Origin of the sequence: Paenibacillus solisilvae, assembly GCF_042656405.1 — a bacterium.
GTDB lineage: Bacteria > Bacillota > Bacilli > Paenibacillales > Paenibacillaceae > Paenibacillus_Z > Paenibacillus_Z solisilvae.
Genome location: NZ_JBHSOW010000037.1, coordinates 1 through 13,844, shown reverse-complemented (window position 1 = coordinate 13,844; position 13,844 = coordinate 1). Strand labels below are relative to the sequence as shown.

The window sequence follows — 13,844 nt, the reverse complement described above, 5'->3', positions numbered from 1 at the left end:
TCCATTCAAGTTTCAGTGAAGGGGTACGCTTTTTTTATTTGCTGCTATTTTATACTTTTTTTAGATTTCATTTAGTGTCCTTTTAGACACGCGTACTATCATTAATAACGGGAATGGTTTTGAAGACAGGAGGTGAATGGTATAGGTAAACTGAGCATCACCCAGAGAAGATGGCTGCTGTCGGCTCACCTTTTGTTTTCCGCGATTATGTTCGGCGTGGCTGTCGCCTTTCTGATTCTAAGCATAACGGCGGCTAACACGAGCGATGAAGGCGTACTTAAGGCATGTTATACGAGTATGCACGCGCTTGCCAAGACGTCTGTCCAGGCTTCGACGATTGGCGCTTTGGTGACCGGGATTCTGCTTTCTGTGCTGACCAAATGGGGACTGTTCAAACACTACTGGATTATCGCCAAAGAAGGATTAATGATCATCTCGATCCTTTTGGGACCATTCAGCATGGAAGTCTTAACGTTGAAAGCAGTCACGCTTACCTCGGCGGAAGGATTAAACTCGCTTTACGATCCGGTATTTACGGTCAACAGCAGGCTGCTTTGGACCGGAATTATTCTTCAAATTCTATCTGTCGGCGGGATGTTCGTCATTTCGGTATTCAAACCGTGGGGTCAGCGAAAACACAAATCTCTGCCAAATTGACAGGTGAAAGGAGCTTTAATGATGGAGAATGGAAAAGGTAAAAGAAAGAATGCCGTGGTTCTAGCCGGGGAGGAGGATAACGGATCCTCACGCATCCGATCGGTGCGTTTCGTGTACGGGCTGCTGGCGGCGGGATACTTGATATGCGTGATTCTCCAAGTGTTTTTCGCCGGATTAGGCCTCTTCGTCGACAATCAGGAATTGGCACTCCATCGCGTGTTCGCGAACTATTTTGAGTCTGTGTCAGTCGTCATGTTTCTATTATCGTTTGCCGGACGCATCCGCGGCGGACTGCGATGGCTGCCTCTGGGATTGTTTGCCCTCACCTCACTGCAGCATCTGACGATTCAGACTTTCACCGGGTTTCTCCCCGCGCTTCATACGGTTGACGCCTTACTGCTATTCGGAGTTTCGATGCATGCAGCAAAACGCTCCTGGCCGTGGCTGCTTCTTCGGAAGAACAACCCAATCTCCTACGAGAAGGCACTATGACGGAGAGAACTCCGAAAGGAAAGGCGGCGGGGGAATATATACTGGTTACTTATAGCCATCGCTGGATTGGGGTTATTCGTACAAGCCGGTAAACAGTTCTTATTGAAGAGAACCTCCGCCTATTTCTATTTGATGTTAGCTTTTATCGTATTCAGCACAGGAAGCATTTATATGGGTTATATACTCTGTACAGGCAAGTCGATGCACATGTTGGAAACCGCTTGGGCTTTCTTTACCATCGCTTTGGGGCTGGTATTTACACCGCTGTTTTATAAACATTTCTTCATGCTGGCGGGGGATCGTGGAGGGATTTACCTGGAAGCGGGCTTTCTCATAATGGTTTCAGGTCTCATGGTCATTATGATTCACTCTTACCAAGCGCTGCCGTTCCTTGGAATGATTAGCCTGGGGTTCTTCTTCCTCGGTTACGTCCGGTTGCAGGAGCTGCTGCTTCCATAAACCCGCGATGAATAAGGATGAGCGCATAATTCGATTAACAAACAAGGTCCTTGTCATATGGATTGACAGGGACTTTGTTGTGTGTTTATATGGACTGCTATTCAATCGTGGGTTCAATGGGTGATCCACGGACTTGCAGCAAATAATCCTCAACTTGTCCCTCTACAGTCTCACGGAAAGCGCTCGAGGACATGCCGGCGATTTTGTTAAAAACCTTGCCGAATTCGCTCGTATAGTTATAGCCGCAGCGCACACCAAGATCAGTAAGCAGGAGCTGATTGGTACGAAGCGGCTCTGCTGCTTTGGGCAATTTGTGCCTATCGGGGAATCAAGGATCCTATTCTATCGATTTGAAGACTGATCAATGAGCTGTATAATGAAGGTATAGTGTATGGATAATCAATAGGACGAGAAGGCGTATGAACCACTGTTCCGGTAATTGTGTAGTTGGAAAGCGCCATCTCTTTTTCCGAAAGCATATTGAAGGAGGACGGAAATGGCGAAACAACGTAAGGTAAAAAAGACCTTGATCCAGAAATTAAAGAGAACCGTTCACTCCCTCACGAAGCCAAAACGCGCCCCTAGAAAAAAAACGGCGAGTCGAAAAACCGCCGCTACGAAAACAGCAGCTAAGACGGATGTTAAAAGTACTCAAGAGCTGCAGAAGCTGGAGAAGGAACTGACTCGAAAGATGTCGGAGAGTATGCAAAAGATTAGACTGGAAATGGAACAAGAGCTTCTTGAGAAACTGACAACCCAAAAAACGGACACTACGAATAACGAGGAAGAGGTTTCTCCAGAAAGCAAGAAAAGCAAAGTACGTAATAACACTAAAACCGGGTCAAAGGAAACAAAAGCCGCGAGAGTAAAGACATTATTTCGATCGAACACAGATTTTACACTCCTTAAAGTACTGACCTTGTCCGACAGTCTGGACAAAAAAGTCGTCGTCGGTTACGAGATCGTAGATAATAGCAGTCAAGAAATCTGGGGAATCGATATCCATGAAGGAGCAAGATTGGGCAGGTCCAAAAAGATAGTGGATACCAAGGTGAAAAGCCGTAAAGCAGGTACGGAACGGCAATATTATTTATCGCATATAACAGATGATGCACTATATTACTCAGATGATTATGCTAAAGAGGCCCTGAAGCGGGGGAAACTTACTGTTAGGAACTATACACCGGGATTGGCAGAGGCGATTAAGTTTGCTTTCGATTTAGGATACAACAACAAGAGTAAGTTACCTAATCTCAAATAACGATACCCGATTAGTAGCCACTCCTGATGAATTCTATTGTGATTGGGATAGAGGAGCAAGTGAGTTCCACATTCTAGGAGTTTAAGAGACAACTGAGACAGCGTCCCCATCAAAAAAGTGCCTGTTTTGCTGGCTGTGAGCTGCTATACTGTATTTGATACAGGATAGGAGCCGATTGGGGCTCGATGGGGAAGCTATACTGTATTTCATACAGTTAAATCCGCCCAGGGAGGGCGTATTGGAGCTAGTATTGGGAATATAAATGGATATATCCAGTATAGGATTCGGATTGGGTGCGTGCAGCTCGATTTAACTGTAAATGTCCAGTATAGCTGACTTCCCGCAGCTGTATCATCTCTTTTGTTCTAACTTTAGAAAGCAGGTTTCTTTTTTGCAGAGTTAACTGGCTATTATGGTATAATATGGATGAAGTAATGGAGGAGGTTCTCACATGACAACCCGTTACAATCCATTCGAAGACAAGACATTGCACTATCTCCAGCCACAGGAGCAGGTAATTGCAGGAGAGGACAGGACGCCATTCAATGATGTCATCAGACATGCAGATATCGTGCAAGGCTACCAAGCCCCGAAGCAGCTCGATCAATTCGCAAGGTGGTTTCAAAATTCACAGCGCATCTATGCCACCATCTCCGTTCTCGGGATTGCCGTATTCTTAGGGTACGAGATAGTAAAGATCATTATTTCATTGACGTCAGATAAATAGAACGATATAAGAAGAAGAGGAGTTTGCCATCCGGCAAGCTCTTCTTCTGTTTAGCATTCGTCAGCAATCACTTTATTCACATGGCACCGCCAGTTGGAAATCTAACTTTTCTCCGGACCCTTCATAAGAAGGTGAAATACAATTAAGAGAAATTTAAGAACTGGTTCATGAATAGTTTAGAAGCATTGCTTATCCTGAGTAAGCGGTATTATTTTTATACTTAGGAGGAGAAAGATGAGGAAAAAGTGGATTGTATTAGGTAGTGCAATCGGTATTAGCGGGGTGGGGGATCTTATTAAATTCATCCGTGTTCATCTGTTCGGGACTTGTTTTGTTTTATTCATTGGGATACATTATGTTTGATCGCAAAGAAGCATAATAGCGGAGGAGAATTCTCAGTATGTCCATTCGATTGAAGCTGCTCCTATCCTATGCGGCGATGCTTGTCATCCCTCTTGTTTCCATAGTTCTCATTTCGCTGCTCATGGTTATTGTATTTCGTGGAGACCTGCAAAATATAAAGGGGATTTATGAATCCACCGAAGCCCTATTTGATCACGAAGACGTGGAGCATATTGCAAAAGAAATTAAGCGCTCGGTCGAACGCCAGCCTAGCTTATTGAAGGATCAGACGTACCTTGAAGAAATGTCAAATGAGCTTCAGAGGAAAGACTCGGGCTTAATAGTTCGGCTTGACGGAACGATTTTGTACCGATCGCTTAGTGTTGAACAAATTTCAAATTTAAGTTCAAATTTGCCGCCATATAACCAAAATGACTCCTTTACTCAGCATCCACCGAAGAAGGTAGGGAATTCAAACTATTTGTTCTTGCAGTTCGATTTTAACTACCAGAATAACAAGCGCGGGACAATCTTTATCGTTTCGAAAATCAATCCGACGACCTATTTCATTCGCAAATATTTTCCAACGTTATTTTTATCGTTGGTTTTCATTTTGATCATTACGCATGTTCTGCTTACGACCTTTATGTCAAAGAACATCATTCGCCCACTGCGGGCACTTCAGAATGCAGCTAGTGAAATAAAAGAGGGCAATTTAGATTTTCAAATAAAGGTCAACGGGAAAGATGAAATTGGCCAGTTGGGCGTTATGTTTGAAGAAATGCGCTCACGGCTTCAAACATCGATTCAAGTTCAAGCGCAATACGAAGAAAACCGTAAAGAATTAATATCGAATATATCCCATGATCTAAAAACGCCTTTAACCGCCATTAGAGGCTACATTGACGGAATTATGGAGGGGATTGCAGATACGCCGGAGAAGAACTTGAAATATTTGCAAACCATTGCCGTTAAAGCGGATGAGCTGGATCATCTGATAAACGAGCTGTTTCTGTATTCCAAGCTGGATTTGAATCGACAGCAGTTTTATTTTGAATCTGTGCATGTATTGGCCTTTCTAAACGATTGGTCGGAAGAGCTGCAATTTGAATTAGAGAAGCAAGGCATTGCTTTTCATGCGGACATCCATCTTGATCCAGCTACATGTGTTTTACTGGACCGGGATCATTTTAAGCGTGTTCTCAACAATATCATACAGAATAGCGTCAGATACATGGATAAACAACAGCCTTCCATTCAGTTAGCGGCTTATTGCGTAGAAAGTTTAGCGATTTTGGAAATAAAGGATAACGGTTCGGGCATTGATCCTGAAGCCGTGCAGCATATATTCGAACGGTTTTATCGCGCAGATGAATCGCGTAATGCGAATACAGGCGGAAGCGGGCTGGGTCTTGCCATTGCCAAACAAATCATGGAAGGGCATGGAGGCAGCATTACGGCTTCCAGCCAATTGACCGTTGGAACAACAATTAAGCTGTGTATCCCCATTACGACAAGGGAATGATTATGAAATGAAAACGATTCTTCTTATTGAAGATGATGTAACGATCTCCGAGCTTCAACGGGATTATCTGGAGATTAGCGGTTTTAAAGTCGACATGGCCCCAGATGGTGAGAAGGGTCTCCAAATGAGTTTGTCGGGGACCTATGATTTAATTATTCTTGATTTAATGCTGCCGAAGCTGAATGGCTTTGAGGTATGCAAAAAAATTCGTGAGAAAAAGAACATTCCGATTCTAATGGTATCGTCAAGACGCGAAGATATCGATGTTATCCGGGGGTTAGGCTTAGGGGCGGACGATTATATTACCAAGCCGTTCAAGCCTGCTGAGCTTGTCGCTAGAGTCAAGGCGCATATGGCAAGATACGATCGGTTAATCGGCACGACGGGAACGAAAAATGAAATTCATATTCGGGGTTTGCGCATTGAACCTGATACACGAAAAGTATTCGTCGATGAAACCGAGACCATGCTGACGACCAAAGAATTCGATTTGCTCTATTTTCTTGCTAATCACCCGAACCATGTATTTAGCAAAGATCATTTGTTTGAGAAAATTTGGGGTATCGATGCTATGGGTGATATGCAAACGGTAACCGTGCATATTCGAAAAATACGTGAAAAAATTGAAAGCAACTCTGCGGACCCGACCTATATCGAGACAGTCTGGGGAACCGGGTATCGTTTTAAAGGGTGAGAAAAGTCTGATTTCAATCAGGCTTTTTTTTTATGGGGTTTGAAGATCCCAATATTCATCTGAATTAAGAAAAATTTAAGGAATGGTTTATGTTGATTTTAGGATTGGAAACTACAGTAGGTTTAGCCCGGTGTAGAATGTCAATTAATCAAGGGAGCGTGCACGTATTCATGCAAAATATCATTACCGCCGTGATCCAAGGCATTGTTGAAGGTTTGACCGAGTTTCTGCCGGTATCCTCGACCGGTCATCTGATTTTGACGGGAAAACTGCTTGGTTTTACCGGTGAAAAGGCGGATACGTTTGAAATCGTGATCCAATTAGGCGCAATCCTGGCTGTTGCGGTTATTTATTGGAGACGAATATTAAATTTGTTAGGTCTAATCGGTTTGAAAACCAATTCAAGCCAGCCGGAGATTCCCGCTCACAAGCTGAACCTTATTCATGTAATCTTGGCTTGTTTACCCGCCATGGCATTAGGCTTAGTTCTGCATTCCTTTATTAAGTCCTACCTATTCTCTCCTTATACGGTTCTGGCAGGACTCGTGCTGGGCGGCGTATTCATGCTGCTAGGTCAGGGGAAACAAGCAGCCGTACAAGCTGAGGGCATCGATCAACTATCCTATAGACAGGCTTTTTTGATTGGTTTGTTTCAATGTCTGGCGCTTTGGCCAGGATTCTCCCGTTCAGGTGCAACGATTGCGGGCGGGTTATTACTCGGCGTTAGTTATCGGGCGGCCACTAACTTTTCTTTCCTGATTGCAATTCCGATGATGGTTGCCGCGAGCGGCTACGAGCTTTTGAAGAGTTATGATACCTTAACAGCCTCAGACACCGGGTTCTTTGTGACCGGATTTATGGTGTCTTTCCTTGTGGCGCTTCTTGCCGTTATTACGTTCTTGAGGTTGCTGGAGCGGCTGAAGCTGGCACCATTTGCTTATTACCGTTTTGTACTCGCGGTCGTCTTTCTAGGCTACTTATTGCTAACGGCATAGCCGGGTACGTGTAACAGGAGGGGAAGGGGGAATCAATTTGCAGCAAATCATGGATTGGATTTCGAGTGTAGCGGTCCATCTGATCGACACCTTAGGTATTTGGGGAATATTCGTTGGGATGATATTGGAAAGCGCCTGTATCCCGATCCCAAGCGAAGTTATCCTGCTCAGCGGCGGGGCAGCGGTGGCGATCGGATCGATGTCTTACACAGAGGTTGTGTTTGCAGGGGTACTTGGCAATTTGATTGGCTCAATAATTGCTTATTATGTGGGACTACGAGGAGGCAGGGTGCTTATAGAGCGGTACGGCAAATATGTGCTGCTTAGGTCCTCACATTTTGAACAAGCTCAGCGATGGTTCGAACGTTATGGTGAAAGCACTGTATTTTTCACGAGAAATTTACCTTTTATTCGTACGTTTATCTCGCTGCCAGCCGGAATTGCAGGGATGAACTTTCGGAAGTTCTTTATTTTCACCTTTCTTGGCTGTATACCTTGGAATATGGCGCTGGTTTACGCAGGATTGAAGTTAGGAATGAATGCCTATCTGGTGGAGGACTATCTTCATCCCATCAGCTATGCAGTAGCAGCTGTTGTATGCGGGTTGCTTCTATTCTGGCTGTTTCGGAAGAAACGGAAACATGCTTGAGCTGTATGGACATACAGATTACGAAACATACGGTGAGAGCTGTATGGTGAATAAAGTGAAATAAGAAACTAATCATATGTGAGGAGGTTTATCCGTAATGAATATGATGCCCAATCAACCCAATCATTCATTTTTCAGTAAGGTGCCAAGCATTACCATCTTTTTTTGGTTGATCAAAATAATGGCAACGACCGTGGGTGAGACGGCTGCGGATTTTCTGAATTTCAATTTAAATTGGGGTCTCACCAATACTACCTATCTGATGGCGGTATTACTGATTATTGCCTTGATATTTCAATTCAAAGCGAATAAATACGTTCCCGGCATCTACTGGGTAACCGTTGTGTTCATCAGCATTTTAGGTACGCTGGTTACGGATAATCTCAGTGATAATTTTGGCGTTCCATTAGAAACAACAACGATAGTATTTTCAATTTTATTACTCCTCACTTTTATGATCTGGTACAAGAGCGAGAAAACGTTGTCCATCCACTCGATCTATACAACAAAAAGGGAGGGGTTTTACTGGTTAACCATTCTATTCACATTTGCACTTGGCACAGCTGCAGGCGATCTAATTTCTGAAGGCATGAATTTGGGTTACTTACTATCAGCAATCATATTTGCCGCTGTGATTGGTATGGTCACGCTCGCCTACTATCGCTTCAACTTGAATCCCGTATTGTCATTCTGGATAGCCTACATCATCACTCGTCCACTCGGTGCATCCCTTGGAGACTACCTGTCCCAATCTGCGGACGATGGCGGACTTGGATTCGGAACGGTAGGTACGAGCGGGATTTTCCTCATTCTAATCTTATTACATGGTTTACTATCTAGCACGGACGAAAAAAGATGTTATTTTCGAATGATTAGAAGGTAATATTTGGATGGATTAACGGTTCGTATAACAGTGCCTGTTGGTCATGGATCAACAGGTTTTTTGTTCGTTAAGAAAGTTTTAAGAATGAGTTTATGAATGCTTCATGATTTTGCACTACAGTGGTGGCAGGACCATAACCATCAATCATTCATACTAAGGAGTGCGGCCGTTGAATGTTATTCACAATTTTCCTTTAATATCGGCTCTAATCGCTATCTTTATCGCTCAATTCATTAAGGTTCCGATTCATTATATTTCACGCCGCACAATAAACATTCAACTTGCATTCAGCACAGGAGGTATGCCCAGTTCACATTCCGCTGCCGTGGCAGCATTAGCAACCGCTGTCGGCATGATGGATGGTTTCTCATCCACTACATTTGCAATTGCCTTAATGGTGAGCATTATCACGATGTATGATGCGGCTGGAATTCGAAGGCATGCAGGAATGCATGCCTCTGCTCTGAATCGAATGACAAAGACGATCTCGGTTTTGCATAATAAAGAGCAAGTTGACCCCTCTTTAAAGGAAATGCTGGGGCATCGTCCGATTGAAGTATGTGCGGGAGCAAGTTTGGGAATTGCAGTAAGCCTCATAATGAAGCTGATGTTATACTAGCTGGGTTTATTATTCATTCGAGTATGAGAATACTTGTGTACGTTAGAGATTTCGGAAGGGGAACATAATGCAGCGCAGCGCCGATCACAGCGGTCTGGAAATAGCAGGATTGCTGTTGAGCACAGGATAAGCTGACCAATAACTTTGCATTGATTTGAAGGGCGGTGTTCCGGCAATGAGTAGAATCATGATCACAATGGCAGCGTTGCTGTTGATGTTTATCTGTGCAGGACAAGTTTCGGCGGAAGCTGGACATCTAATAGCTATCGAAGCGTTCCGTTACAGCTACGAGAAGACAGGCTCGCCCATTGTGGATCTGATCATCGAAAACCGGGGCAAGGAAGCAGAGGATCCGCTGCTCGCCATTACATTGAATGAAGTCGTCTCCTCTAGTCAAAACGATTATATGTTCCGCAAACGAAGCTCGATCCAGCCGGCCGCGATTCCAACGATAATGCCGGGAGCAAAGCGGTCCGTCACGTTCCCCGTAGACAGGCTGTTGAAGGCCGGAGATTATGAAGCACGTATTGAGGTAACCTATGCAGGAGTGCAAGAGCAGAATCACTTTGACTTCAGTGTCACCGATGATGAAGTTAACTTTGCGAATCAGAATTTGAAAGCTAACCATCTTAACCAAGCCAGCGGGACGAAGGTGTTCGCCCGTTGTCTGTGGCTGGCGAGTGTGTGTATTGCCGTTGTGATGATTCTTCTGATCGTTGCAAAGCTATCAGCAAAAACCGAAAGAGGCGCAAAAAAGAAGGAAAAGCAGTCCGGCAGTACATGATGGGGGATCATGAACGACATTCGAAATTCCAGAGAATGCCTCGTTTAGGTAACACGATAGGATAAGCAGCTGGTTTATGAGAATAAAATGATATTGGAGGAAATGCATTGAATAAACCTCTTGTAATAAAGAGTAATCACTACTCAGGAATGGTTGCTAAAGTACCTGAAATTACACTCTATTTTTGGATCATTAAATTGCTGACAACGGGGATGGGCGAGGTTGCCTCTGATTTTTTGTTTGAGAGTCTAAACCCGTTTATTTCGGCACCTCTGAGCGTTCTTATTTTCGTAGCGGCGATGATCCTGCAGTTTAAAGTGCGTCGATATGTAGCAGGGATCTACTGGTTAGTTGTTGTTATGGTAAGTATATTTGGCACCATGGCTGCTGATGTTGTGCGTGTCGGCTTGGGTATTCCCTATATGGTTTCAACTATCTTTTTTATGGCATCGCTTGCTGCTGTCCTCATCACTTGGTACTTCAAAGAAAAGACGCTGTCCGTTCACAGCATCTATACTCGTCGTAGAGAGGTTTTTTATTGGCTCACCGTCCTGACCACTTTTGCACTTGGTACCGCAGCGGGAGATATGACAGCGAAAAGTATGCATCTAGGCTATTTCTCATCCGGTTTGTTATTTACAGGATTACTCGTGCTTCCAGCTTTGGGTTATTGGTTGCTTGGTCTAAAAGAAATTTTCGCCTTTTGGTTTGCCTATATCATGACGCGCCCTGTAGGAGCTTCGTTTTCAGATTGGTTATCAGCGGCTCATAGCAGCGGTGGTATAGGTCTTGGTAAAGGTACGGTCAGTCTTGTCTTGACAATATTTATTATCCTTCTAGTCGCAATCCAAGGAGGTTCGCCTGCAATTAATGCTAAAATTGAAGGTGATGTGGCGAGGGAATATTGAGGATATCGAATAATAGACCGTCTGATCATACATCAAGTCCACCTAAAATCATCATAGGAGTTCATTATGAACAAAAACAAAAAGGTTTGGATTCCAGCACTGATTGCGGTTGCATCAGCACTGATTCTCTTGGCGTACTATTATTATACGAAATTTGCACACGGAGGACAGCTTCTCCCTGGTTTGCAGGGAGTAGAACAAGGAAGATTGCAGGAAGACATGCGACATTCTTCAGAAGGTGATAATAATGGATATGGAGGATACTTTTCAACTTTAGGAACAATCGCCTTGTATTCGGCAGCAGCCGCCTTCTCGTGGTTCTGGTTTAAGAAGAAGCTGAAGTCGCCATCGACGATAGTCCGCAAAGCCGGGAAGCTGCTGTATTCCATTCATAAGCTATTGGGGTGGGTTACCCTCTTGCTAATTGGCGTTCATGGTACCTTTTATTTGATTACGAAGCTTCATGACGACAACATATATACGGGTCTAGCTAGTTTTGCCATAATTCTAACGCTTGTTGGGTATGGTTACTTCATCAATAAGGTTCGTAACAAATGGATGCGTACCGTGCATCGTTCACTCGGGATTCTCTGGGTTCCAGTGCTGCTGCTGCATGCAGGCGGATCGACAATTATAGCGGTCATCGCAAGCCTGGCAGTAGGGGGGCTCGTATGGGTTTTCGAAAGATCGGCAAGACAAGCTAATCAACCAATCCCGTAAGACCGGGATTGGTTTTTCTTTTATATACGCCTAGCAATTGGTGATAGTTATCTCCTAGTGATACATGACGGTAATAGATTATTGACTCTTTCAGAATCACATACAAAAGTGAAAGTGCGAAACTGAAAAAAGTGAAAGTATCGGCGTGAAAAAGGCTTTAGAATGACGATTAGAGGACGCTATTCAAGAATTGGCACCGGGCGTCGTCGGCTCTGCTGAGCAGGAAGGGAGGGAAAGTCTGCGGAAAAAGCGGTATTATGCGGATTAAATTATATGCGCTTACAAGACAGGATAACATTGAGATTCCACCTCATTTCGACTTTTTTTGAATCGATTATGATTGTAGTTCAAAAAAAATTGAAATGTCAATAGTTGGTTGTTATAATGATTTCATGAGACAAAACTACGAATACGAATTAGCGAAGGCAGCCAAGGCGCTTAGTGATCCCATACGCTTGAAAATTCTAGTCATGCTTAAAGAGGGGAGGCAGAAAGATTATCAATCACCCGTCTGCTCAACCGTTCCCAAGGCGGTATGTCCCGCGGACCTTCAACTAAAATTTGACGATATATCTCCATCCAAATTGTCCTATCATCTTAAAGAATTAAAGGATGAAGGATATATCCAAGAATGTAGGGAGGGTAAACGAATCTATTATTTTTTACAGCCTGAGAAGTTCAGACACTTGATTGAATCTATAGGCCTGCTGTATGACTAGCCCCTAATAGGGTCAAGAGTACATGATTGAATGATTTGGTGATTGAACTAACGGAACGCTAGTGGAGAGTCTGCTATGAGGAGAGATGACATGTCTATTATATTCAAGGACGCGCCGCTTACGATCGCCGTGGTCGAGGCAATCCAGACTGGCAATGTACCAACGCTGAAGAGACTGCTTGACGAGAATACAAGCCTGGCAACGGCGAGAATTATCGGAAATGAGAATGATGACAAATGCATGAGCGGGATGTCGCGCACACTGCTGCATGTGGCGACAGACTGGCCTGGTCATTTTCCAAATGGAGCAGCGACCGTGGCCGCACTTATCGATGCTGGTGCCGAGGTGAACGCTCGTTTCACCGGCCCGCACACCGAGACGCCGCTGCATTGGGCTGCAAGCAGCGATGATATCGAAGTGCTTGACGCGCTTCTCGATGCTGGTGCCGATATTGAGGCGCCAGGCGCGGTCATTGCCGGCGGCACGCCGCTGGATGATGCGGTGGCATTCGGGCAGTGGCAGGCCGCGCGTCGGTTGGTCGAGCGCGGAGCGCAGATCGCGCTCTGGCATGCGGCTGCGCTAGGACTGATGAATGCAATGGAGGCCCATTTCGCCGGTGCCTCACTTTCAGAGCGATATCCGTGGGGAGCAGGAAGTACTTCGCCTCTGGACGCAGTTACCATTGCCTTCTGGTGTGCTTGCCACGGCGGACAGCGGCCCCCGGCTGAGTATTTACTCAAGCGAGGTGCCGATCTTAACTGGATTTCGGTGTGGGACGGGATGACTCCCCTTGACACTGCGCAGCGCAGCGAGGCTGCCGATCTGGTCCAGTGGCTCCGTAGTCAAGGCGCCAAACCCGCAATCGAGCTGGGATGATCAATTCAGGGCGTCCTAGGGCAGCTATTATTAGATGAACAAATTCCCCCTGTCTTATGGGACAGGTACCCTATCAATCGAAGGCTGCCGATTTGAACTGGTGGCCTTTTCACGTGGTCTCTACTATTTATTTTCAAATAGCTATGTTAAATTCTATTGTTGATATTTGACCATAAGAAAACCGCCTTGGTGAAAAGGCGGTTCATTGAGCTATCGTACCGAGGGAGTTAAATAAATTAGTTGTCTGTTTTTATTGAGTGTCTTCGTCGCTTTTGTACTCCAAAATATCACCTGGCTGACAATCCAAAGTCTTACATATCGCTTCTAATGTTGAAAAACGAACCGCCTTTGCTTTCCCATTTTTCAGAATGGAGAGATTCGCCATAGTAATTCCAACTCTCTCCGAAAGCTCCGTTACGCTCATTTTTCGTTTTGCTAACATCACATCAATATTAATGATAATTGTCATATCCTCCACCTCAGACCGTCAAATCATTTTCTGATTTTATGTTAATCGCTTCTTGTAGAAGCCGT

Annotated in this window: 16 protein-coding genes and 1 pseudogene; 15 read left to right on the top strand and 2 right to left on the bottom strand. The window is 44.6% G+C overall.

Annotated elements, in window-relative coordinates:
• Nucleotides 1-132: 132 nt before the first annotated feature.
• The 3 genes from ACFPYJ_RS10135 (at nucleotide 133) to ACFPYJ_RS10125 (ending at nucleotide 1,608) form a co-directional block, all read left to right on the top strand.
• Complete coding sequence (locus tag ACFPYJ_RS10135) at nucleotides 133-657, top strand: hypothetical protein (protein WP_379188009.1); 525 nt, start codon at nucleotides 133-135, stop codon at nucleotides 655-657.
• A 21-nt stretch (nucleotides 658-678) separates the two neighbouring features.
• Nucleotides 679-1,149 carry a DUF6220 domain-containing protein gene (locus ACFPYJ_RS10130; RefSeq protein WP_379188008.1) on the top strand — a complete coding sequence of 157 codons (471 nt, stop codon included), beginning with the start codon at nucleotides 679-681 and terminating at the stop codon, nucleotides 1,147-1,149.
• 171 nt (nucleotides 1,150-1,320) lie between these two features.
• Entirely contained in the window at nucleotides 1,321-1,608 is a 288-nt protein-coding gene (locus tag ACFPYJ_RS10125) for a hypothetical protein (protein ID WP_379188007.1), read from the top strand.
• A 97-nt stretch (nucleotides 1,609-1,705) separates the two neighbouring features.
• Here the strand turns inward: ACFPYJ_RS10125 and ACFPYJ_RS10120 are convergent, their stop codons facing one another.
• Nucleotides 1,706-1,918 carry a helix-turn-helix transcriptional regulator gene (locus ACFPYJ_RS10120; RefSeq protein WP_379188006.1) on the bottom strand — a complete coding sequence of 71 codons (213 nt, stop codon included), beginning with the start codon at nucleotides 1,916-1,918 and terminating at the stop codon, nucleotides 1,706-1,708.
• A 186-nt stretch (nucleotides 1,919-2,104) separates the two neighbouring features.
• On the opposite strand from ACFPYJ_RS10120, the gene ACFPYJ_RS10115 reads away from it, so the two are divergent.
• The 12 genes and pseudogenes from ACFPYJ_RS10115 to ACFPYJ_RS10060 all read left to right on the top strand — a co-directional run bounded on the left by ACFPYJ_RS10115 (nucleotide 2,105) and on the right by ACFPYJ_RS10060 (nucleotide 13,310).
• Nucleotides 2,105-2,869, top strand: a complete 765-nt coding sequence (locus tag ACFPYJ_RS10115) for a hypothetical protein (RefSeq protein ID WP_379188005.1) — start codon at nucleotides 2,105-2,107, stop codon at nucleotides 2,867-2,869.
• 451 nt (nucleotides 2,870-3,320) lie between these two features.
• Nucleotides 3,321-3,596 carry a hypothetical protein gene (locus ACFPYJ_RS10110; protein ID WP_379188004.1) on the top strand — a complete coding sequence of 92 codons (276 nt, stop codon included), beginning with the start codon at nucleotides 3,321-3,323 and terminating at the stop codon, nucleotides 3,594-3,596.
• Nucleotides 3,597-3,996: 400 nt separating this feature from the next.
• Nucleotides 3,997-5,463: a sensor histidine kinase gene (locus tag ACFPYJ_RS10105; RefSeq protein WP_379188003.1), complete on the top strand. Its 1,467-nt coding sequence runs from the start codon at nucleotides 3,997-3,999 to the stop codon at nucleotides 5,461-5,463.
• A gap of 7 nt (nucleotides 5,464-5,470) precedes the next feature.
• On the top strand, nucleotides 5,471-6,157 hold the full coding sequence (locus tag ACFPYJ_RS10100) for a response regulator transcription factor (RefSeq protein ID WP_379188002.1): 687 nt from the start codon (nucleotides 5,471-5,473) through the stop codon (nucleotides 6,155-6,157).
• Nucleotides 6,158-6,327: 170 nt separating this feature from the next.
• On the top strand, nucleotides 6,328-7,152 hold the full coding sequence (gene bacA, locus ACFPYJ_RS10095) for an undecaprenyl-diphosphate phosphatase (RefSeq protein WP_379188001.1): 825 nt from the start codon (nucleotides 6,328-6,330) through the stop codon (nucleotides 7,150-7,152).
• 49 nt (nucleotides 7,153-7,201) lie between these two features.
• Nucleotides 7,202-7,801, top strand: coding sequence for a DedA family protein (locus ACFPYJ_RS10090; RefSeq protein ID WP_379188078.1), 600 nt, complete (start codon nucleotides 7,202-7,204; stop codon nucleotides 7,799-7,801).
• A gap of 97 nt (nucleotides 7,802-7,898) precedes the next feature.
• Nucleotides 7,899-8,673, top strand: a pseudogene (locus tag ACFPYJ_RS10085) (COG4705 family protein).
• Between the two features lie 171 nt (nucleotides 8,674-8,844).
• Nucleotides 8,845-9,303: a divergent PAP2 family protein gene (locus ACFPYJ_RS10080; RefSeq protein WP_379188000.1), complete on the top strand. Its 459-nt coding sequence runs from the start codon at nucleotides 8,845-8,847 to the stop codon at nucleotides 9,301-9,303.
• Between the two features lie 175 nt (nucleotides 9,304-9,478).
• A complete protein-coding gene (locus ACFPYJ_RS10075) occupies nucleotides 9,479-10,087 on the top strand; it encodes a COG1361 family protein (protein ID WP_379187999.1) in 609 nt (202 codons plus the stop codon).
• Nucleotides 10,088-10,194: 107 nt separating this feature from the next.
• Nucleotides 10,195-10,995: a COG4705 family protein gene (locus ACFPYJ_RS10070; RefSeq protein WP_379187997.1), complete on the top strand. Its 801-nt coding sequence runs from the start codon at nucleotides 10,195-10,197 to the stop codon at nucleotides 10,993-10,995.
• Between the two features lie 66 nt (nucleotides 10,996-11,061).
• Nucleotides 11,062-11,715, top strand: coding sequence for a hypothetical protein (locus tag ACFPYJ_RS10065; RefSeq protein WP_379187996.1), 654 nt, complete (start codon nucleotides 11,062-11,064; stop codon nucleotides 11,713-11,715).
• Nucleotides 11,716-12,524: 809 nt separating this feature from the next.
• Nucleotides 12,525-13,310: an ankyrin repeat domain-containing protein gene (locus tag ACFPYJ_RS10060; protein WP_379187995.1), complete on the top strand. Its 786-nt coding sequence runs from the start codon at nucleotides 12,525-12,527 to the stop codon at nucleotides 13,308-13,310.
• 250 nt (nucleotides 13,311-13,560) lie between these two features.
• Here ACFPYJ_RS10060 and ACFPYJ_RS10055 read toward each other — a convergent pair whose 3' ends face one another.
• Nucleotides 13,561-13,779, bottom strand: coding sequence for a helix-turn-helix domain-containing protein (locus ACFPYJ_RS10055; RefSeq protein ID WP_091175162.1), 219 nt, complete (start codon nucleotides 13,777-13,779; stop codon nucleotides 13,561-13,563).
• Between the last annotated feature and the right edge of the window lie 65 nt (nucleotides 13,780-13,844).

Coding starts and splice junctions, on each gene's coding strand:
- ACFPYJ_RS10130 (WP_379188008.1), top strand. CDS start 679: ATGGAGAATGGAAAAGGTAAAAGAAAGAATGCCGTGGTTCTAGCCGGG.
- ACFPYJ_RS10125 (WP_379188007.1), top strand. CDS start 1,321: ATGGGTTATATACTCTGTACAGGCAAGTCGATGCACATGTTGGAAACC.
- ACFPYJ_RS10115 (WP_379188005.1), top strand. CDS start 2,105: ATGGCGAAACAACGTAAGGTAAAAAAGACCTTGATCCAGAAATTAAAG.
- ACFPYJ_RS10110 (WP_379188004.1), top strand. CDS start 3,321: ATGACAACCCGTTACAATCCATTCGAAGACAAGACATTGCACTATCTC.
- ACFPYJ_RS10105 (WP_379188003.1), top strand. CDS start 3,997: ATGTCCATTCGATTGAAGCTGCTCCTATCCTATGCGGCGATGCTTGTC.
- ACFPYJ_RS10100 (WP_379188002.1), top strand. CDS start 5,471: ATGAAAACGATTCTTCTTATTGAAGATGATGTAACGATCTCCGAGCTT.
- bacA (WP_379188001.1), top strand. CDS start 6,328: ATGCAAAATATCATTACCGCCGTGATCCAAGGCATTGTTGAAGGTTTG.
- ACFPYJ_RS10090 (WP_379188078.1), top strand. CDS start 7,202: ATGGATTGGATTTCGAGTGTAGCGGTCCATCTGATCGACACCTTAGGT.
- ACFPYJ_RS10075 (WP_379187999.1), top strand. CDS start 9,479: ATGAGTAGAATCATGATCACAATGGCAGCGTTGCTGTTGATGTTTATC.
- ACFPYJ_RS10065 (WP_379187996.1), top strand. CDS start 11,062: ATGAACAAAAACAAAAAGGTTTGGATTCCAGCACTGATTGCGGTTGCA.
- ACFPYJ_RS10060 (WP_379187995.1), top strand. CDS start 12,525: ATGTCTATTATATTCAAGGACGCGCCGCTTACGATCGCCGTGGTCGAG.
- ACFPYJ_RS10055 (WP_091175162.1), bottom strand. CDS start 13,779: ATGACAATTATCATTAATATTGATGTGATGTTAGCAAAACGAAAAATG.